19 protein-coding genes are annotated in these 19,673 nt (G+C 56.8%); 13 read left to right on the top strand and 6 right to left on the bottom strand.

The features are described from left to right. Positions 1-372 precede the first annotated feature (372 nt). The 4 genes from hslO to URZ40_RS03325 form a co-directional block, all read right to left on the bottom strand. Positions 373-1,257 carry an Hsp33 family molecular chaperone HslO gene (gene hslO, locus URZ40_RS03340; protein ID WP_161495995.1) on the bottom strand — a complete coding sequence of 295 codons (885 nt, stop codon included), beginning with the start codon at positions 1,255-1,257 and terminating at the stop codon, positions 373-375. Between the two features lie 18 nt (positions 1,258-1,275). Then, a complete protein-coding gene (gene hslR, locus URZ40_RS03335) occupies positions 1,276-1,677 on the bottom strand; it encodes a ribosome-associated heat shock protein Hsp15 (RefSeq protein ID WP_028014669.1) in 402 nt (133 codons plus the stop codon). Next, the gene (gene yrfG / locus URZ40_RS03330; protein ID WP_014885534.1) at positions 1,674-2,357 is read right to left on the bottom strand and encodes a GMP/IMP nucleotidase; all 684 of its coding nucleotides are present in this window, start codon (positions 2,355-2,357) and stop codon (positions 1,674-1,676) included. The genes hslR and yrfG overlap by 4 nt, the downstream gene beginning before the upstream one ends. A gap of 67 nt (positions 2,358-2,424) precedes the next feature. Next, a complete protein-coding gene (locus URZ40_RS03325) occupies positions 2,425-4,560 on the bottom strand; it encodes an intracellular growth attenuator family protein (RefSeq protein WP_163330646.1) in 2,136 nt (711 codons plus the stop codon). Between the two features lie 322 nt (positions 4,561-4,882). Here URZ40_RS03325 and nudE point away from each other — a divergent pair, with 322 nt between their 5' ends. Beyond that, positions 4,883-5,443, top strand: a complete 561-nt coding sequence (gene nudE, locus URZ40_RS03320; RefSeq protein WP_008503041.1) for an ADP compounds hydrolase NudE — start codon at positions 4,883-4,885, stop codon at positions 5,441-5,443. Between the two features lie 88 nt (positions 5,444-5,531). Here the strand turns inward: nudE and mrcA are convergent, their stop codons facing one another. Continuing rightward, positions 5,532-8,084 (bottom strand): peptidoglycan glycosyltransferase/peptidoglycan DD-transpeptidase MrcA, encoded by a 2,553-nt coding sequence (gene mrcA / locus URZ40_RS03315; RefSeq protein WP_116342705.1) that lies wholly within the window; start codon positions 8,082-8,084, stop codon positions 5,532-5,534. Positions 8,085-8,204: 120 nt separating this feature from the next. On the opposite strand from mrcA, the gene URZ40_RS03310 reads away from it, so the two are divergent. The 12 genes from URZ40_RS03310 (at position 8,205) to trpS (ending at position 18,173) form a co-directional block, all read left to right on the top strand. Continuing rightward, positions 8,205-8,981 carry a DNA utilization protein HofM gene (locus tag URZ40_RS03310; protein WP_163330647.1) on the top strand — a complete coding sequence of 259 codons (777 nt, stop codon included), beginning with the start codon at positions 8,205-8,207 and terminating at the stop codon, positions 8,979-8,981. Further along, positions 8,978-9,472, top strand: coding sequence for a PilN domain-containing protein (locus tag URZ40_RS03305; protein ID WP_316380248.1), 495 nt, complete (start codon positions 8,978-8,980; stop codon positions 9,470-9,472). Before URZ40_RS03310 ends, URZ40_RS03305 begins: the two co-directional genes overlap by 4 nt. Positions 9,473-9,475: 3 nt before the next feature. Beyond that, positions 9,476-9,931, top strand: a complete 456-nt coding sequence (locus tag URZ40_RS03300) for a HofO (RefSeq protein WP_316380249.1) — start codon at positions 9,476-9,478, stop codon at positions 9,929-9,931. Continuing rightward, the gene (locus URZ40_RS03295; RefSeq protein ID WP_163330650.1) at positions 9,921-10,325 is read left to right on the top strand and encodes a HofP DNA utilization family protein; all 405 of its coding nucleotides are present in this window, start codon (positions 9,921-9,923) and stop codon (positions 10,323-10,325) included. Before URZ40_RS03300 ends, URZ40_RS03295 begins: the two co-directional genes overlap by 11 nt. Next, a complete protein-coding gene (gene hofQ, locus URZ40_RS03290) occupies positions 10,237-11,475 on the top strand; it encodes a DNA uptake porin HofQ (protein ID WP_316380250.1) in 1,239 nt (412 codons plus the stop codon). Before URZ40_RS03295 ends, hofQ begins: the two co-directional genes overlap by 89 nt. A 286-nt stretch (positions 11,476-11,761) precedes the next feature. Beyond that, positions 11,762-12,283 carry a shikimate kinase AroK gene (aroK, locus tag URZ40_RS03285; protein ID WP_003861630.1) on the top strand — a complete coding sequence of 174 codons (522 nt, stop codon included), beginning with the start codon at positions 11,762-11,764 and terminating at the stop codon, positions 12,281-12,283. Between the two features lie 57 nt (positions 12,284-12,340). Continuing rightward, positions 12,341-13,429, top strand: a complete 1,089-nt coding sequence (aroB, locus tag URZ40_RS03280; RefSeq protein ID WP_116342694.1) for a 3-dehydroquinate synthase — start codon at positions 12,341-12,343, stop codon at positions 13,427-13,429. A 92-nt stretch (positions 13,430-13,521) separates the two neighbouring features. After that, a complete protein-coding gene (damX, locus tag URZ40_RS03275; protein WP_316380251.1) occupies positions 13,522-14,823 on the top strand; it encodes a cell division protein DamX in 1,302 nt (433 codons plus the stop codon). Between the two features lie 67 nt (positions 14,824-14,890). Next, entirely contained in the window at positions 14,891-15,703 is an 813-nt protein-coding gene (dam, locus tag URZ40_RS03270) for an adenine-specific DNA-methyltransferase (RefSeq protein WP_166712515.1), read from the top strand. Positions 15,704-15,744: 41 nt separating this feature from the next. Further along, positions 15,745-16,422, top strand: coding sequence for a ribulose-phosphate 3-epimerase (rpe, locus tag URZ40_RS03265; RefSeq protein ID WP_024907923.1), 678 nt, complete (start codon positions 15,745-15,747; stop codon positions 16,420-16,422). Next, a complete protein-coding gene (gene gph, locus URZ40_RS03260) occupies positions 16,415-17,176 on the top strand; it encodes a phosphoglycolate phosphatase (protein ID WP_116342688.1) in 762 nt (253 codons plus the stop codon). Before rpe ends, gph begins: the two co-directional genes overlap by 8 nt. Next, complete coding sequence (gene trpS / locus URZ40_RS03255) at positions 17,169-18,173, top strand: tryptophan--tRNA ligase (protein WP_116342686.1); 1,005 nt, start codon at positions 17,169-17,171, stop codon at positions 18,171-18,173. The genes gph and trpS overlap by 8 nt, the downstream gene beginning before the upstream one ends. 108 nt (positions 18,174-18,281) lie before the next feature. Here the strand turns inward: trpS and cysG are convergent, their stop codons facing one another. Next, on the bottom strand, positions 18,282-19,655 hold the full coding sequence (cysG, locus tag URZ40_RS03250) for a siroheme synthase CysG (protein WP_316380252.1): 1,374 nt from the start codon (positions 19,653-19,655) through the stop codon (positions 18,282-18,284). Between the last annotated feature and the right edge of the window lie 18 nt (positions 19,656-19,673).

Genomic DNA, 19,673 nt, shown 5'->3' with positions numbered 1-19,673 from the left:
CCTTAGCCAATATGTACTGCCTGAAATTGTAGGGTTTTTCTGGGGATGTTAACCGCGACGGGGCTCATAGATTTGTGCATCTGGATAAAACCCTTACTAACGGAAAACGCTGCGACTCCAGTCACAGTGCAGGCGGATTATCGCAGGAATCGCTTTTTGGTTGGGGAAAATGTTCCGAAAAGGTTAAAGACTGGTGATTTTATCGGAAAGAATGTGAATGTAATCGCATACATGTAAGAAAATTACGTAAGAGTTACATTATGAAAACGATTCAGCTTTTGGGGCTGCGCCTCACCCCGGCCCTCTCCCCAAAGGGGAGAGGGGGTTCACGTTCCCTCTCCCCTTTGGGGAGAGGGTGAGGGGGAAAGAGGTTTAGTGAACCTGTGGATCCGCCGGGGAGGCGTTGTTGCGGATCTCAGCGATATCCATCGAATTGAACACGTAGTGCGTACCGCAGTAGTCACAGTGCATATCAATTTCGCCGTCTTCAGCCATGATGCTGTCGATCTCTTCATCCGGCAGGGTTTTCAGTGCGCCAGCGCAGCGCTCGCGTGAGCAGGTGCACTTAAACTCCACGGACTGCGGATCGTACACGGTCACTTCTTCTTCGTGATACAGACGCCACAGCACGTCGGTCGCCGACAGGTTGAACAGCTCTTCCGCCTTGATGGTTTCGGTCAGCGTCGCCAGATGCTCAAAGTCATTGGTCTGCGCGTCCTGTGCAGGCAGAACCTGCAGCAGCATGCCGCCCGCAGCAGGCTGGCCGTCCACTTCACCGGTGCGGATGAACAGACGCGTTGGGAGCTGTTCGGAGCGCATGAAGTAGTCTTCCAGGCAGGCTGCCAGGGTATCGCCTTCCAGACCGACCACGCCCTGATAGCGTTCACCTTCCTCCGGGGAGATGGTGATCACCAGGTAGCCATTGCCCACCAGCGTTTTGAGGTCTGCATTTTCAGGCACGTCGCCCTGAACGCGCGCTACGCCGCGCATCTGCTGCTGGTTATTGCCGTTGATCACCGCCAGCGTCATCGGGCCGTCACCCTGCAGCTGCACGGTGATATCGCCGGCAAACTTCAGCGTCGCGGTCAGCAGGCTGGTGGCAACAAGCAGTTCGCCCAACAGGGTCTTCACCGGCAGCGGGTAGTTGTGGTTTTCCAGAATCTGTTTCCAGGTTTCGGATACGGTGACCAGCTCGCCGCGCACGGCGAATTGTTCAAACAGATAGCGGTGTAATTGGTCGTGTTGGGCCATTTTCATCTCTCGTGCGGGTGAGGGTTACTCGCTCTCACCGTGTTTAAATTTCATCAGATCGCGGCGCTCTTTTTTATCCGGTCGCCGGTCCGGGTGGGGCATGGTCAGCGCATTCATTTTGCGCGCCAGCGCGGTTTTCTCGCGCTTTTCAACGCTTTCAGCCGTCTCTTCATAAAGCAGTACGGCTTCCGATGCGGGCCGTCGCTGTTCGGTAATGGCTTTAATCACTACCGTACGTTCGTCGTTGCCCTGGCGCAGCGTTAAGGTGGCGTTCAGCTCAACCAGCTTGCTCGGCTTGCTGCGCTGGCCGTTGTAATGCACTTTACCGCCGTCAACCATCTCGCGGGCAAGGGCGCGCGTTTTATAAAAACGGGCTGCCCACAGCCATTTATCCAGTCTTACCCCGTCTGAGGGCTTTTCTTTCATGGCGTCTCCTTCACGGTTAGTGAGGGGATCATCTGGCGGTAGTCGTTCAGCCCCGGATGGCGCAGATAGCGTTTTTCAGCCAGGCCAGAGTCAGGATTGGTAACGCCCAGACAATAGCGAATGCCAAACGTTGCCGCGGAATCCAGAATGGGCTCGCTGTCGTCAATGAACAGTGTGCGTTCCGGCTGCAGGCCGGTCTCTTCCTTCACCGCATGCCACAACCGCTGATCCTCTTTCGGATAACCAAATGTGTGGGTAGAAAGTAATAAATCAAGGTGCGACGCCAGCCCCGTGTGCTCCAGCTTCACGGCCAGGTTATGTGGATGCGCGTTAGTCAGCAAAATACGGCGCTTGCCGCTGGCTTTCAGCGCGTCCAGGAATGGAACCGTATCTTCGCGCAGCACGGCGCGTGGTCCCTGGGCGGTGGTCATGGCACAAATATCCAAACCGAGGCGCTCGCTCCAGTAATCCAGACAGTACCAGTTTAGCGTATGTTGCACCGCGCTATATTGCGAACGAATGAACGCCTGCGCTTCTGCCGGGGAGATACCCTGCTGTTCACCATAGGTTTCCGGCACCAGCTTTTGCCAGAAATAGTTGTCAAAGGCGAGATCGAGCAGCGTGCCGTCCATATCCAGCAGAACGGTGTCGACCTGCTGCCAGTCGATATCAAGATGCATAGGGGGGAACTCCAGCCAGAAGAAACGTGCGCGACAGGGTAGCACATCTTGTCGCGCAACGACGTTATCAGATCAGGCTCTCAGAGGAGGGGATCAGCTTAGGATTGAGGCAATTCTCGTAATATTGCTGGATCTCAGCCAGACGCGTTCGCGAGCGCTGGTAGCGGCGCAGCGCCATAAAACCGTTCCAGAAAATGGCGATCAGCATGGCGACCATCAGCAGAGAGGTGCCAATGTAACGCCACAATCCTGCGCTGTCCGGCATCCGGTGCAGGCCGATATGGCGGGTGCCGTTGGCGTCGGTGTAGATGCTTGTAACAATCCCTTCGGCACTAAACGGCGTTTGCATCAGCATCTGCGCCAGGCGCTGGAACTGGCTCCACTGCTCCTGCGCCGGGTAGTCGTAAAGCGCAACCTGCGGGTAAGGCTGATCGACCAGGTCGCTGCCTTCATCGCTGGCAATCACAAAGCCGCCCGGCGCCGGGCTGTTGAGCGCCTGAGCCGCCCGGGTGGTTTCGCGCATCATAAACGGCGATGTCGACGTCGCGACCAGGTTATCCAGCGACTCCGCGCTGACCGGACGCAGCAGCACGTTGACGCCATCCAGTCGTCCCGCTTCGGCGCGTTTCACCAGCGAGTCCCAGTCTTTACTGTTCCCGAGGTTAACCAGCGCGTTTTTGAGGCGTACGCACTCATCCTGCGTGGAGCATAAATCCTGGGTTTTCAGAACGATATCGCCAAAATCATCCAGCAGAATCATACCTGATTTCTGAATGGCGGAACGCAGCGCGGGGCTGACGCGTGAGTCATCGTCCGGTTTCGGGTGCAGCTGGCGGTTAACCGTCTGGGTCAGCGCCGTGGCTTTATTCACCACTTCAGATTCCGGCAGCGGCAGCGGCGGCGCGTCGTTCCAGATAATTTGCGAACAGTCGAACGGCATGAACGGCGAGTTCTGGCGCGTGTTCCACGCCCCCGGAGTATGGATGTTACACATCCCGGTGCCCTTCAGGCGCAGCGTATCGCCCACCCGCACGCCCGCTTCATCGAGCTGATTGACGCTGGTCGCCTCGATGGTCTGCGCGCCTTTGATCCACGAAAGGGTAAATTTGATGGGCATATCCAGCGGCACGAAAAGCAGCAGCATGATAAACACCAGCCCGGCGCCGCCGGCGATGACCGTGCTGCGGAGCCAGTGCTGAAGCGGGAAATTTTTCACTTCATCATGCAGAGACAGGAAGCGCCCCTGACGCACAACGTGGCGGTCAAGGTAGATATCAATATCGGTTTTCTGCCCTAAATCCTGCGCAATCCACGGCTGCCAGTGGCGCGGATAGATAAGGTCAATAATACCGAGTGAAATATTGTTGAGATGCTCCTGATCGTTCTCACCGAACAGGCCCCAGCGCTTTGGCGTGCCGCGCAGGCAGTGGATCTCCCGCAGCGAGGTTTTGGTCGGCGGGGCAAAGAGTCCCCACAACCCGGCCGCCAGAAGCAACACTGCGCCACCCGCCAGCCACGGGACAAAGACGTCCGGCGTCAGCAGGCAGACAAAAAAGAGCAGGAAAGCGGCAACGATCAGGATGGCTTCACGAATACCGTCCGGACGACTCAGAGCGTACTCTTCATGCGTTTCCTGACGAATATTCAGCAGTTCAATCTGCTCGGTCTCTTCACCACGAATAGAGGCCTGCGTTGAGCTCGTGCGCTCCAGCGCAAAGCGCGGGGCTTCGTGAAGATAGTCATTCAGGGTATGGCCGTTGAGCGAGATCACCAGCGGCAGCGAATCGGTGTGAATCAGCTCAACGCTGTTTTCGTCGTTAATGTACTGCTCCCAGGAAGGAGGCAGATGCACCTCAACGGAATCAAGGTAGTAGCGCCACTTGTTGGGGTCGTCAGTCGTAATGCCGTAGCGCGTGATGGAGCGCGTCACGCAGAGCACGGTGTCACTTTGCGCGTTCAGCTTAAGCGCGACAGGCGCAGCGGTGGCTCCCGTCGGCCCAGGCGTTAACTGAGAACGGTTCAGCGTTTCGAGATAGTTTTCAACTGCATCGCGCTCGTCTTGCGTGAGCTTACGGGTTGTCGCACCCGCGAAGGCATTTAAAAAGGGCAGCCGGTAACGGCGCTGTACGCGTCGCCTGTACAGCCACCCTGCAATCAATGCGCTGACCAGCATAGCAGCGAGAACAATCAAAATGGTGCTCATGCTTTCCCCATCTTACTTATCTTACAGGTGTAGTCAGTAGCACCTTTACATTGAATGAGAATCTGTGGCTGGCTATCGGCAAGTATGGAGTCGAACTTGAGCATTCTGAAGCGCATCCCAGTGACCGGTGATGATAGCAAAGCCTGCCATGGCGCGATATCAGCAAATTCCTGGAAACATTTCAACCTCTTGACATTTGTTTTGAATTGAGGATTGATCCCTGCTACGTTGCATAAATGTAAATAAAGAACGATTGACATTGCCGAAACCGTGCGGCATATCGCACAATAAAGCCAGTTCACACTGCTAAGACCCCATCAAGATGAGCAAACCACTACAAAAACCCACCATTCTGAATGTTGAAACTGTCGCTAAATCGCGCCTGTTTAATGTCGAGAGTGTGGACCTGGAGTTCAGCAACGGTGTGCGTCGTGTTTATGAACGTATGCGACCCTCCTCGCGCGAAGCGGTAATGATTGTGCCTATCGTCGACGATCATCTGATTTTGATCCGCGAATACGCCGTGGGGACGGAATCTTACGAGCTTGGGTTCTCGAAAGGGCTCATCGATCCGGGCGAAACGGTCTTTGAAGCGGCAAACCGCGAGCTGAAAGAAGAGGTGGGTTTTGGTGCGAACGAGCTGTCGTTCCTGAAAAAGCTGAGCATGGCACCGTCTTATTTTTCCAGCAAAATGAATATCGTGGTGGCTGAAGATCTCTATCCTGAATCGCTTGAGGGAGACGAGCCGGAGCCGCTGCCGCAGGTTCGCTGGCCGCTGGCGCACCTGATGGATTTGCTGGAAGACCCTGACTTTAACGAGGCGCGCAACGTGAGCGCGCTGTTCCTGGTCCGGGAGTGGCTGAAGGGGCAGGGGAGACTGTAGTGGCCTGATGCCCTCACCCTAACCCTCTCCCACGGGAGAGGGAGCAAACACAAAAACGGCAACCCGAGGTTGCCGTTTTGCTTTGTTGTCAGAACAGCTCGTGCGTCTCGCCGTTATCAATAATCTCCGTTCCCACCTCGTGCACCGCCTGCGTGGTTGGCTGCGTGCCCTCAATGAAATATTCGGCGCGGCTATTACCACCGTTTGCGAGCTGACCGGTGCTGCGGTCAATATTGACCGTCACCACGCCCGGCGGCGGCGTCAGCGGCTGCTCCGGCACGCCTTCAAGAACGGATTTCATGTAGGCATCCCAGGCCGGCTGCGCGCTTTTGGCGCCGCCTTCGTAGCCGGAAATCTGATCTTTAATCGCGCCGGATGCCGTGGTACGGCCTAAATCACGGCGATGATCGTCGAAACCGATCCAGACCGACGTCACCACGCCCGGCCCGTAGCCGGAGAACCACGCATCTTTCGAGCTGTTGGTTGTCCCGGTTTTACCGCCGATATCGTGGCGCTGCAGATCGCGCCCTGCACGCCAGCCGGTACCCTGCCAGCCCGGTTCACCGAAGATGTTGGTGTTCAGCGCGCTCTTGATCAGGAACGCCAGCGGCGTGTTGATAACGTGCGGGGCGTACTCCTGCGCGCCGGTTTGCGCCACCAGCGACTGGTTAGCCTGCTCCAGCTGCGGCTGCGGTAAGACGATATTCGGCTGCTCCTGAGACACGGCAGGGTCTTCCATGTCCTTGTTTTCGAGCACCTCGGATTTCGGCGTATTGCCGTAAATGACCGGAATATCACACTCAGGGCAGGCGATTTTCGGCTTCGCTTCAAACAGCACGCCGCCCTGGTCGTTCTCGATTTTACTGATGAAGTACGGGTCAACCAGGAAGCCGCCGTTAGCCATCACCGAGTATCCGCGCGCGACCTGAAGCGGCGTAAAGGAGGCTGAACCTAATGCCAGCGACTCGGTGCGAACGATATTCTGCGCCGGGAAGCCGAAGCGCTGCAGGTACTCTGCCGCATAGTCGACGCCCATCGCGCGCATGGCACGCACCATCACCACGTTTTTCGACTGCCCAAGACCCTGACGAAGACGAATTGGACCGGCGTACTCCGCTGGGGAGTTCTTCGGCTGCCAGTCGGAACCGGCACCGGCATCCCAGCGGGAGATTGGCACGTCGTTAAGAATGCTGGCAAGGGTCAGTCCCTTATCCATCGCAGCCGTGTAGAGGAACGGTTTGATGTTGGAACCGACCTGACGCAGGGCCTGCGTGGCGCGGTTAAATTTGCTCTGGTTGAAATCGAACCCGCCGACCAGCGCCATTACCGCCCCGTTCTGTGGGTTGATAGAGACCAGGGCCGAGTTGACATCCGGTACCTGCGCCAGCCACCAGGCATCGCCAACCTTGCGTACCCAGATCTGCTGCCCGGTCTGTACCACGTCGGTCACTTTGCGCGGCGTTGGCCCCTGCAGGGTGTCTGAACGGTATGGACGCGCCCAGCGAATACCGTCCATACGCAAGGAAACGGACGTGCCGTCCGCCAGCGTCGCAACGGCTTCCTGAGGATCGGCCTGAGTGACCACGGCTGGAAGGAGCGGACCGTATGTTGGCAGCGCTTTCAGCGTGCTGGTGATTTTTTTGCTGTCCCAGGCGCTCTCACCCACTTTCCAGAGCACGTTCGACGGGCCACGATAGCCATGACGCATATCGTAGTCCATCACGTTATTGCGCACCGCGTCCTGAGCCGCCTGCTGCACTTTACGGGTGACGGTGGTGTACACGCGATAGCCGTCTTCATAGGCCTTGTCGCCATAACGACTCACCATCTCCTGGCGCACCATTTCGGTCAGATAAGGGGCAGAGAAAGCGATCTCAGGGGCGTGGTAATTGGCGTCAATAACGTCGTTACGCGCCTGGTCGTACTCGCTCTGGCTGATATAGCCTTCGCTCAGCATACGTGAAAGGACGACGTTACGACGTGAGGTGGCGCGATCGAGCGAGTAGAGCGGGTTGAACGTAGAGGGCGCTTTTGGCAGACCGGCAATGGTTGCCATTTCGCTTAAGGTGAGCTGCTCAACAGGCTTACCGAAGTACACCTGTGCGGCAGCCCCCACGCCATAGGCACGGTAGCCCAGGTAGATTTTATTGAGGTACAGCTCAAGGATCTCGTCCTTGCTCAGCAGCTGCTCAATACGGATCGCCAGGAACACCTCTTTGATCTTACGTGTCAGCGTCTTTTCGGGGCTGAGGAAGAAGTTACGCGCCAGCTGCTGCGTAATGGTACTCGCCCCCTGGGAGGCATGACCGGAGAACAATGCAATGCTTGCGGCACGGAAAATCCCCACCGGATCGACACCGTGGTGCTCGTAGAAACGGCTGTCCTCTGTGGCGATAAAAGCTTTCACCATCACGGGGGGTATTTGGTTTAAGGTCAGCGGGATACGACGCTTCTCGCCATACTGCGCCATCAGTTCGCCATCGGCGCTATAGACCTGCATCGGGATCTGGAGGCGCACATCGCGGAGCGTGGCGACATCAGGTAGCTGTGGCTCAATATATTTGTACAAACCGTAAATCGAGCCTGCTCCCAGCAGAATGCAACAGACTGCAAGGATGAATAAATACTTTACGAACTTCACCGGAGATTTCCCATTTGGTTTCACTTGGGCAGTTTCTAAACAATCGCGCGGTAGTATAAAGGCAAGCCTGATTCATTGATATAGCCGTCAAGGCGACGGGCGATAAGGAGATCGTGAAGCATGGCTTTCAAAACATGGCAAACGGGCGTGCATATTCAACAGGATAGGGTGCTGATTGCGGCGCTGGCCCGGGAGAGAGGCGGCTGGTGCTTACGCCGCTGGTGGGCCATTCCTCTGGCCGAAGGCATCATTCGTGACGGCAAAATTTGTCAGCCAGAAGCGCTGGCCGATGCCTTACGCGGCTGGCGGAAAGCGCTACCGCACTACCACCGGGTGTTTCTCTCCTTCCCTGCTGCACGGACTCTGCAAAAATCGTTGCCCCGTCCAGCACTTGCATTGCGCGACAGCGAGCAGCTCTCGTGGCTGGGGGCGGCGCTCTCGCGCGAACTGGAGATGTCTGCAGAGTCCCTCTGTTTCGACTACACCCAGGACACCTTCAGCAATACGTTCCACGTGACTGCTGCACAAAACAAAGAGGTTGAAACGCTTCTGACTCTGGCGAAAACGCTACGTTTGCGGCTGGCTACCATCACTCCGGATGCCAGCGCGCTGGCGAACCTGCTGCCTGCGGTAGCGCCGACGCAGTGCGTCGCCTGGCGGGATGCGCATCAATGGCTGTGGGCCATGCGCCATCAGTGGGGGCGTCGTTATACCGCTGAAGCAGAAAACGTCACTGAGCTGGCGGCGCTGCTGGCTCTCAGCCAGAACGACATCGCGCTCTTTGATGCCGAACGAACCCCATGGGAAACGCTGCAGCGCTGGCATGCGCCTCTTCCCGAATGCGGGGCTGACTATACCGTCGCGCTGGCGCTGGCCATGAGCGAGGTGCCTGAATGAACATGACCAACTTCCTGCCCTGGCGTCAGCAGCGGCGCGCGCGATGCCTGCGTTTCTGGGGCGGCGTGTTTGCCGGCGCATTGCTGCTCATGCTGCTGGCCGTTTTTAGCGTAAGGATGAACCATCTGGTAACGCTGCGCGCGCTACAGGCTCAACTGGCGGGTACGCAGTCCGTGCAGCGTGGCCTTGTGTCTCGCCAGCGACCCACAGCAGAGGCGCAGAAACCTGCTGGCACGCCGCCGCGCCGCGCATGGCAACGGGTGCTGGAGACACTTTCTGGCGCTATGCCTGCGCAGGTCTGGCTGACAGAGCTGCGTTATCAGCCTCCAGCTCTGATGTTGATCGGATATGCCACGACCCTGCCGGCGCTCTCTGCCTTACGTAATGGGCTGGGGCACATAGACGGCTTTACGACCGGGCCAGAGGGGGAACTCCGGCAGGATAGCCAGGGGCGCTGGATGTTCACTCTGCACCTGAAAAGCGAGGGGTAACGCGTGGACACCTTGTTAGAACGCTGGTGTGAAAGTCGTCCCTGGTGTCGGCTGGTCTGCGGGGGGCTGGCTATTCTCCTGATGGGGCTGGCAGCATCGGGCCTATTACTCCGGCCAGTAGAGCAGCAGTGTGCGGAGCGACAGCAGCAGTTGATCCAGGCCGCGCGGACTAACGCGTCGCTGTGGCCCAACGCCAGTCAGGCGCCGTTTAGCCCGCAAACCCGGACGGCACTGGAGCTAAAGCCCTTTTCACCGCTCGATTTTCAGGGGGAGGGCACAAGGCTCCTTCACTGGAAGCCGTTGCAGAACGGCGGTGAACTGGCGCTGGAGGCGGAGTGGCAGGCGATCCCTTCTCTTTTTTCCCGGCTGGCGCAGCGGGATGTATGGGTCGCTGCTTTTACGCTTTCGCCACAAAGTACGGCGTTACGCCTGCGGCTGGAGCTGGAACATGCGAAATAGCGCGAGATATCTGCTGGTTTGCTCGGCGCTGCTGTTGACCGGCATGCGCGATCCCTTTCGCCCGCCGGATGACCCCTGCGCCACAGCCGAGCTGGCACAGTGGCACTACCGCGGAATGGTAGGAGGGCAGCAGCGCGTTGGCATTTTACAGGATGGGCAACGGCGCTGGCATCGCCTGAAAGCGCAGGAACGTTTCCCGGCGGGCTGGCGGATAACGGCCATCAATGAAACGGAACTGGTTGTTGATGTGGGTGACACATGCGATCCCGAAGAATGGGCGTGGCAACGAGAAGGAAAGGATAAAAATGAAGTTAAGGATAGTGCTGTTGCTGCTGGCGTTCAGCCGCCCGCTGTGGGCCGCCGTGCCAAAGCCGGTCACGCTGGTGGTGGATGACGTGCCGGTGGTTCAGGTGCTACAGGCGCTGGTTACGCAGGAGAACCGTAATCTGGTGGTATCGCCGGATGTCAGCGGCATGCTCTCGCTTAACCTGACGCGCGTCCCCTGGCGGCAGGCGTTACAGACGGTTGTCACCAGCGCCGGGCTCGTTTTGCGTGAGGAGGGCGGTATTTTTTATGTTCATACCGCGGCATGGCAGCGCGAGCAGCGGGAACGTTTAGAGCAGGAGCGGGCGCGTCGTCAACTTGATGCACCGCTGGTCTCAAAAAGCATCCCATTTTCTTATGCGGATGCCGGAGAATTGCAAAAAGCTGCGGAAACGCTCCTGAGTCCAAAGGGGAGTTTATCTGTCGACAAACGCACTAACCGTCTGCTGGTCAGGGATAGCCAGGCGGTGCTGGAGGCGCTGCAGCAGTGGGCGGCTCAGATGGATATTCCCGTCGAGCAGGTTGAGCTGGCGGCGCACATTGTCACCATTAATGAAAAAAGCCTGCGTGAGTTGGGGGTGAAGTGGAATCTTGCCGAGGCCACTGAGGCGGGCAAGGTTGGACAGATCACGACGCTTGGCAGCGATCTTTCTGTGGCCAGTGCTACCACGCATGTGGGGTTTAACATCGGGCGGATTAACGGCAGGCTGTTGGATCTGGAGCTCTCTGCGCTGGAGCAAAAACAGCAGGTCGATATCATCGCCAGCCCGCGGCTGCTGGCCTCGCACATGCAACCGGCCAGCATCAAGCAGGGAAGCGAGATCCCGTATCAGGTTTCAAGCGGTGAAAGCGGGGCGACCTCGGTGGAGTTCAAAGAGGCGGTACTCGGAATGGAGGTCACGCCGGTAGTATTGCCCGGCGGGCGCGTGCGCCTGAAGTTACACATCAGTGAAAACATGCCGGGACAGGTGTTGCAGCAGGCCGATGGCGAAACGCTGGCTATCGACAAGCAGGAGATAGAAACCCAGGTGGAGGTAAAAAGTGGAGAAACGCTGGCGCTGGGCGGAATTTTTTCGCAAAAGAACAAAACCGGCAGCGACAGCGTGCCCGGGCTTGGGAACATCCCCTGGCTGGGACAGCTTTTTCGCCATGATGGAAAAGATAATGAGCGGCGTGAGTTAGTGGTGTTTATTACGCCACGTCTGGTCGGTATTCACTAACGGGTAACGATCCCCGCAATGATTTTGCATTCAGTTTGTTGCAGATGTTTGACGTGGGGCATGAATTAGCATACAAGGAGTACCGATTTGAGTTGGACTTACGTCTTATTACCTTATGCGCCCGGCGCGGTGATTTAATCAGTTGCCAAACAAGCCGGAGTATTGAGATAATTTTTAGTCTGACTCTCGCTCTATTGCATATGAGGTTTCAGTTCATGTCCTGCTACGCCGGGTGTCTGCGAAGCGGGGATTACCATTAACGAATAGTCTTAGTAGTACCGATAAAATGGCAGAGAAACGCAATATCTTTCTGGTTGGGCCTATGGGTGCCGGCAAAAGCACTATTGGGCGTCAGTTAGCTCAACAACTCAATATGGAATTTTACGATTCTGATCAAGAGATTGAGAAACGAACCGGAGCTGATGTGGGCTGGGTTTTCGATGTAGAAGGCGAAGAAGGTTTCCGTGACCGAGAAGAAAAAGTGATCAACGAACTCACGGAAAAACAGGGCATCGTACTGGCAACAGGCGGCGGCTCTGTGAAATCTCGCGAAACCCGCAACCGTCTCTCCGCCCGTGGCGTAGTGGTCTATCTCGAGACGACCATTGAGAAACAGCTGGCACGTACGCAGCGCGATAAAAAGCGCCCGCTGCTGCAGGTTGAAACGCCACCACGCGAAGTTCTGGAAGCGTTGGCCGATGAACGCAATCCGCTGTATGAAGAGATTGCCGATGTGACCATTCGTACTGACGATCAGAGCGCTAAAGTGGTTGCAAACCAGATTATTCATATGCTGGAAAGCAACTGATTCTGGCTTTATATACACTCGCCTGCGGGTAAAAGCATTAAAGGTGGATGTCGCGTCATGGAGAGGATTACAGTTACTCTCGGGGAACGTAGTTACCCTATCACCATCGCGGCTGGTTTGTTTAACGACCCAGCTTCCTTTTTACCACTAAAAGCGGGTGATCAGGCGATGCTGGTCACCAATGAGACGCTGGCTCCGCTTTATCTCGACCGCGTACGCCACCTGCTTGAGCAGGCAGGCGTAAAAGTCGACAGTGTGATTCTGCCCGATGGCGAGCAGTATAAAAGCCTGACGGTGCTCGATACCGTCTTTACCGCATTGCTGCAAAAACCGCACGGTCGCGATACAACACTGCTTGCCCTGGGCGGCGGTGTTGTGGGCGATCTGACCGGCTTTGCGGCCGCAAGCTACCAACGTGGCGTCCGTTTTATTCAAATCCCGACCACGTTGCTGTCTCAGGTCGACTCCTCTGTGGGTGGCAAAACGGCAGTTAACCATCCCCTCGGCAAAAACATGATTGGCGCGTTCTACCAGCCTGCGTCGGTGGTGGTGGATCTCGACTGTCTGAAAACCCTGCCGAAGCGCGAGCTGGCTTCTGGCCTGGCTGAAGTGATCAAATACGGCATTATTCTGGATGGCGAGTTCTTTAACTGGCTTGAAGAGAATATGGATGCGTTGCTGCGCCTGGATGAGGCGAAACTGGCATACTGCATTCGTCGTTGTTGTGAGCTGAAAGCAGAAGTTGTCGCCGCAGACGAGCGTGAAACGGGCTTACGTGCTTTACTGAATCTTGGGCATACGTTTGGCCACGCCATTGAAGCAGAAATGGGTTACGGCAACTGGCTGCACGGTGAAGCCGTCTCGGCCGGCATGGTCATGGCAGCCCGCACCTCTGAACGCCTTGGGCAGTTTAAACCGGAAGAAACGGCACGTATCATTGCACTGCTTGAACGTGCGGGTTTGCCGGTAACCGGGCCGCAAGAGATGTCGGCGCAAGCGTATTTACCCCACATGATGCGCGATAAAAAAGTATTGGCAGGTGAGATGCGTCTTGTACTCCCGCTTGCAATAGGGAAGAGTGAAGTGCGCGGCGGAGTGTCGCACGATGTCGTTCTTGGCGCTATTGCTGATTGCCAGCAGGCGTAACAACTAGAAAGGTCAGGCCACTGTTACCGGTGGTCGTTTAGCTTCAGGCGAAATGCAAAGACGTAGGCATAAGCCTTTGAGTGGGGTGTTAAATGGATGAATTCAAACCAGAAGACGAGCTGAAACCCGATCCCAGCGATCGTCGTACTGGTCGTTCTCGTCAATCTTCAGAACGTGATAACGAGCCGCAGATCAACTTTGACGATGTTGATCTGGATGCAGACGATCGTCGCCCTTCGCGCAGCCGTAACGCGCGTGATGAGCGAGAAGAAGAGGATTATGAGTCCGAAGAAGATTCAATGGACGAACAGCCTGTAGAGCGTCGCCCGCGTAAACGTAAAAAAGCCGCTGCGCAAAAAACGGCCTCCCGTCAGTACATCATGATGGGGCTTGGCGTTCTGGTGCTTGTACTGCTGATTGTTGGCATTGGCTCCGCGCTGAAAGCACCGTCCACCAACTCAACCGAACAAACCGCCTCCGCAGAGAAGAGCATTAATCTCTCCGGTAATGATGCGACGGATCAGGCGAATGGTGCACAGCCAGCGCCGGGTACCACTTCTGCTGAGCAGACTGCCAGCAACACAACGACGCCGCAGGATGTTTCTCTGCCGCCCGTTTCGTCAACGCCTGCTCAGGGCCAGGCCCCTGTCACGCCTCAAGGCCAGCAGCGTGTTGAAGTTCAGGGAGACCTGAACAATGCGCTGATGCAGCCGCAAAACCAGCAGCAGGTTGATAACGTCGTGGTTAACTCTACGCTGCCAACTGAACCTGCAACCGTCGCGCCGATTCACGGTTCTACCGCTCAGCTGCAGACTGCAGCAACGGAAACCAAGCCGCGCCAGACGCAAACTGCAACACGTCCTGAACGTAAGCAGGCTGTCATTGAGCCTAAGCGTGAAACCAAACCTCAGGCCGTGGTAAAAGCGCCTGAATTGAAAGCCGCACCGGCACAGCCGAAACGCACAGAAACGGCTGCAGTAAGCGAACCAGCTAAAGCGCCAGTCACGCAGACTGCGCCGAAAGCGACGGCAACTACAACGGCACCTGCTGCCACCGCTGCGCCTGCCGCAACGGCGACGGCTTCCAGTGCAGCAGCAGGTAAAACCGCTGGCAACGTCGGTTCGCTGAAATCTGCGCCATCTAGCAACTACACGCTGCAGTTGAGCAGTTCGTCTAACTATGACAACCTCAACGGCTGGGCGAAGAAATCGAATCTGAAAAACTATGTGGTTTATCAGACGACCCGTAACGGTCAGCCGTGGTATGTGCTGGTAAGCGGTGTTTACGCTTCCAAAGATGAAGCGAAACGCGCCGTGGCGTCGCTGCCTGCTGATGTTCAGGCTAAGAACCCATGGGCGAAGCCGATTCATCAGGTGCAGGCCGATCTGAAGTAATGTTTAAAGCGCAGGATGCTGTCGGAGCTTTCTCCACAGCCGGAGAAGGTGTAATCAGTTAGTCAGCATGAAAAAAAATCGCGCTTTTCTGAAATGGGCAGGGGGGAAATACCCCCTGCTCGATGATATTAAAAAGCACCTGCCAAAAGGCGAGTGTCTTATCGAGCCCTTCGTGGGCGCGGGATCGGTGTTCCTGAACACCGATTTTTCTCGTTATATCCTGGCGGATATCAACAGCGACCTTATCAGCCTCTATAACATTGTTAAGCTGCGTACCGATGAGTATGTGGAAGAGGCGCGCAAGCTGTTTACCCCAGAGAACAACAACCCTGACGTCTACTACCAGTTCCGCACGGAGTTTAATCAGAGCCAGGATCCGTTCCGCCGCGCGCTGCTGTTCCTTTATCTCAACCGCCATGGTTACAACGGCCTGTGCCGGTATAATCTGCGCGGTGAATTTAACGTGCCGTTTGGTCGCTATAAGCGCCCGTATTTCCCGCAGGACGAGCTGTATCACTTTGCGGAAAAAGCGCAGAATGCAGAATTCCACTGCCTCTCCTATGAAGAGTGTATGGAACTGGCAGGCGTAAATTCGGTGGTTTACTGCGATCCTCCTTACGCGCCGCTGTCTGCGACGGCGAACTTCACCGCCTACCACACCAACAGTTTCAGCCCGGCCGAACAGGCCCGTCTGGCGGAGATGGCGGAAAAGCTGGTCAGCAAAAGAATTCCGGTGTTAATTTCAAATCACGATACCCCTGATACGCGCGAATGGTACAAAGCCGCGAAGCATTTTCAGGTTAAGGTGCGGCGTAGCATTAGCAGCAACGGCGGCACACGTAAAAAGGTGGACGAACTCCTGGCTCTTTATCGCCCCTGAGCCGTTTTGCCCGCCGGTAAATACATTTCAAGGAGATGCGGATGAAACAGTTTTTGATTGCCCCCTCAATTCTGTCGGCCGATTTTGCCCGCCTGGGTGAAGACACGGCTAAAGCTCTCGCAGCTGGCGCAGATGTCGTCCATTTCGACGTTATGGATAACCACTACGTTCCCAATCTGACCATCGGTCCGATGGTGCTCAAGGCGCTGCGTAACTACGGCATTACCGCACCGATCGACGTTCACCTGATGGTGAAGCCTGTCGATCGCATCGTGCCAGATTTCGCCGCAGCGGGCGCCAGCATCATCACCTTCCATCCGGAAGCCTCCGAGCACGTTGACCGCACGCTGCAGCTGATCAAAGAGAACGGCTGTAAGGCGGGGCTGGTGTTTAACCCGGCTACGCCGCTGAGCTATCTGGACTACGTTATGGACAAGCTGGACGTGATTTTGCTGATGTCCGTTAACCCGGGCTTTGGCGGCCAGTCGTTCATCCCCCACACGCTGGATAAGCTGCGCGAAGTGCGCCGTCGCATTGACGAGTCAGGCTACGATATTCGTCTGGAAGTGGACGGCGGTGTGAAAGTGAATAACATTGGCGAAATTGCGGCAGCGGGCGCGGATATGTTCGTTGCAGGTTCGGCAATTTTCGACCAACCGGATTATAAAAAAGTCATTGATGAAATGCGCCGAGAGCTGGCGAAGGTAAGTCATGGATAAATTGCAGGCAATTCGGGGTGTGGCATTCGACCTCGACGGCACGTTGGTCGACAGCGCGCCGGGTTTAACGAGCGCCGTAGACCAAGCGTTGTACGCTCTTGAACTGCCCGTTGCGGGCGAAGATCGTGTGATTACGTGGATTGGCAACGGTGCCGATGTCCTGATGGAGCGCGCGTTAACATGGGCTCGTCAGGAACGCGCGTCGCAGCGTTCCGCGCAGGGTAAACCGAGCGTCGATCACGCCGATATCCCGCAGGATGAGCAGCTGCGTATTCTTCGCAAGCTGTTCGACCGCTTCTACGAAGAGACCGTCGAGGAGGGGAGCTTCCTGTTCCCGGACGTCCTGGAAACCTTGAGCGCGCTGCATGCCAAAGGGATCCCGCTGGGGCTGGTGACCAACAAGCCGACGCCGTTTGTTGCGCCGCTGCTGGAGGCGCTGGATATTGCGAAATACTTCTCCGTGATTGTAGGCGGGGATGACGTGCAGAACAAAAAGCCGCATCCGGAACCACTGTTGCTGGTGGCAGGAAAATTATCCTTAACGCCTGCGGAGCTGCTCTTTGTCGGGGATTCACGTAATGATATTCTGGCTGCCCGAGCGGCTGGGTGTCCTTCCGTCGGATTAACCTATGGCTACAACTACGGTGAAGCCATCACGCTGAGTGAGCCGGACGTTGTGTTCGACCACTTCAAAGATTTGTTGCCCGCACTCGGGCTTTCGCACAGTGAACATCAGGAATTGAATAATGACTAAGCCCATCGTTTTTAGTGGCGCACAGCCTTCAGGTGAATTGACCATTGGTAACTACATGGGTGCGTTACGTCAGTGGGTCAGCATGCAGGATGACTACCATTGCATTTACTGCATCGTCGATCTCCATGCGATTACCGCCCGTCAGGATCCTGAGAAGCTGCGCAAAGCCACCCTGGACACCCTGGCGCTGTACCTGGCCTGCGGTATCGACCCAGAGAAGAGCACCATTTTCGTTCAGTCTCACGTGCCGGAGCACGCACAGCTGGGCTGGGCGCTTAACTGCTACACCTATTTCGGCGAGCTGAGCCGTATGACTCAGTTCAAGGATAAATCCGCGCGCTACTCTGAAAACATTAACGCCGGCCTGTTCGACTATCCGGTGCTGATGGCGGCTGACATCCTGCTGTATCAGACCAACCAGGTGCCGGTGGGTGAAGACCAGAAGCAGCACCTGGAGCTGAGCCGCGATATCGCCCAGCGCTTTAACGCGCTTTATGGCGACGTGTTTAAAGTGCCAGAGCCGTTTATTCCGAAATCCGGCGCGCGCGTCATGTCGCTGCTGGAGCCGACCAAGAAGATGTCCAAGTCTGACGATAACCGCAACAACGTTATCGGCCTGCTGGAAGATCCGAAATCGGTCGTTAAAAAGCTCAAGCGCGCGGTCACCGATTCCGACGAGCCGCCAGTAGTGCGCTACGACGTGCAGAACAAAGCGGGCGTCTCCAACCTGCTGGATATCCTCTCCGGCGTGACCGGGCAGAGCATTCCTGAGCTGGAACAGCACTTCGAAGGCAAGATGTATGGCCACCTGAAAGGTGAAGTGGCAGAAGCCGTTTCCGGCATGCTGACCGAGCTGCAGGAGCGTTATCACCGCTACCGCAACGACGAAGCTTTCCTGCAGAAGGTGATGAAAGACGGCGCGGAAAAAGCCAGCGCGCGCGCGTCCGAAACCCTGAAAGCGGTGTATCAAGCGATTGGGTTTGTGGGCAAACCTTAAGCCTGCTTTGCCGGGTGACGCTAACGCTTACCCGGCCTACGAGATCGTGTAGGTCGGGTAAGGCGGAGACGCCACCCGACAAATACCATCTTGCTTCCGATCTCTGCGTTAGTGATTCGAGAACCAGTTCAGCTTATCGCGCAGTTCAACCACGCGACCCACCACAATCAGCGCCGGGCTTTCGACCTGCTGCGCCAGTTCACCGAGCTGCGTCAGCACGCCATTCACCACGCGCTGCTTGATTGACGTACCGTTTTCCACCAGCGCAACGGGCATATCCGCCTCCATGCCGTGTTCCAGCAGTTTCGCCTGAATGGTGGCGGCCTGGTTTAGCCCCATGTAGAACACCAGCGTCTGCTTTTCAGCGGCCAGATTATGCCAGTCCAGCTCGCAGCCGGTTTTGAGGTGGCCCGTCACCAGACGCACGCTCTGGGCGTAATCACGATGGGTGAGCGGAATGCCAGAGTAAGCTGAACACCCGGACGCAGCCGTTATGCCCGGCACCACGGAGAACGGAATGCCGGCATTGCACAGGGTTTCCAGCTCCTCGCCGCCGCGACCAAAGATAAACGGATCGCCGCCCTTCAGGCGCACCACGCGCTTACCTTTCTGCGCTTCGCGCAGCAGGATCTGGTTAATCTCCTCCTGCGGCACGCAGTGGTAGCCTGCGCGCTTGCCGACGAAGACGCGGTCGGCGTCGCGACGCACCAGGTTCATGATGTCATCGGAGACCAGGCGGTCATAAACCACGATATCCGCCTGCTGGATCTGCTGAAGCCCTTTCAGCGTCAGCAGGCCCGCATCGCCCGGACCAGCCCCGACCAGCACCACTTCACCACGGTGATCCAGCGGCTCGCTCAGCAGCTGCTCGGTCGTCTCTTCCACCGCTTTCGCATCCTGATTGGCCAGCGACTGCGCCAGCCTGTCGTTCACAAAGAATTTTTCCCAGAAGCGACGGCGCTCGCCAACGGTCGAGAAGGTTTGCTTCACGCGGGAGCGAAGCTGCCCGGCGTAATGGGCTATCTGACCAAGGTGCTGCGGCAAAATAGCTTCCAGCTTTTCCCGCAGCAGGCGGGCGAGAACGGGCGAGCGTCCACCGGACGACACCGCAATCATCAGCGGTGAACGGTCGATAATCGACGGCATGATAAAGCTGGCCTCTTTCGGCGCATCCACCACGTTGCAGAAGATACGGCGCGCTTCGCAGGCGTCGCTGACGCGCTGGTTCACTTCATCGTCATCTGTCGCGGCAATGGTCAGCCAGCAGGTATCCAGCAGGGACTCATCAAACTCTCCCTGCACCAGCGTGAGCATCCCTTCCTGAGCCCAGACGTCAAACTGCGGGGCGAAAGTAAGGGCATTGACGGTCAGTCGGGCTCCGGCTTCCAGCAGCAGGCGCGCTTTGCGTTCAGCCACATCGCCGCCGCCCACAAGCAGGCAGTCGCGATGGCGTAATTGACAGAAAATCGGCAGGTGGTCCACGACGTTACCTCACAGCAT

It is taken from the genome of Enterobacter sp. 296B2 (assembly GCF_034106185.1).
GTDB classification, from domain to species: domain Bacteria; phylum Pseudomonadota; class Gammaproteobacteria; order Enterobacterales; family Enterobacteriaceae; genus Enterobacter; species Enterobacter cloacae_N.
Note: the sequence above shows the minus strand (reverse complement) of the source record. Positions and strands in the feature narration are given on the sequence as shown.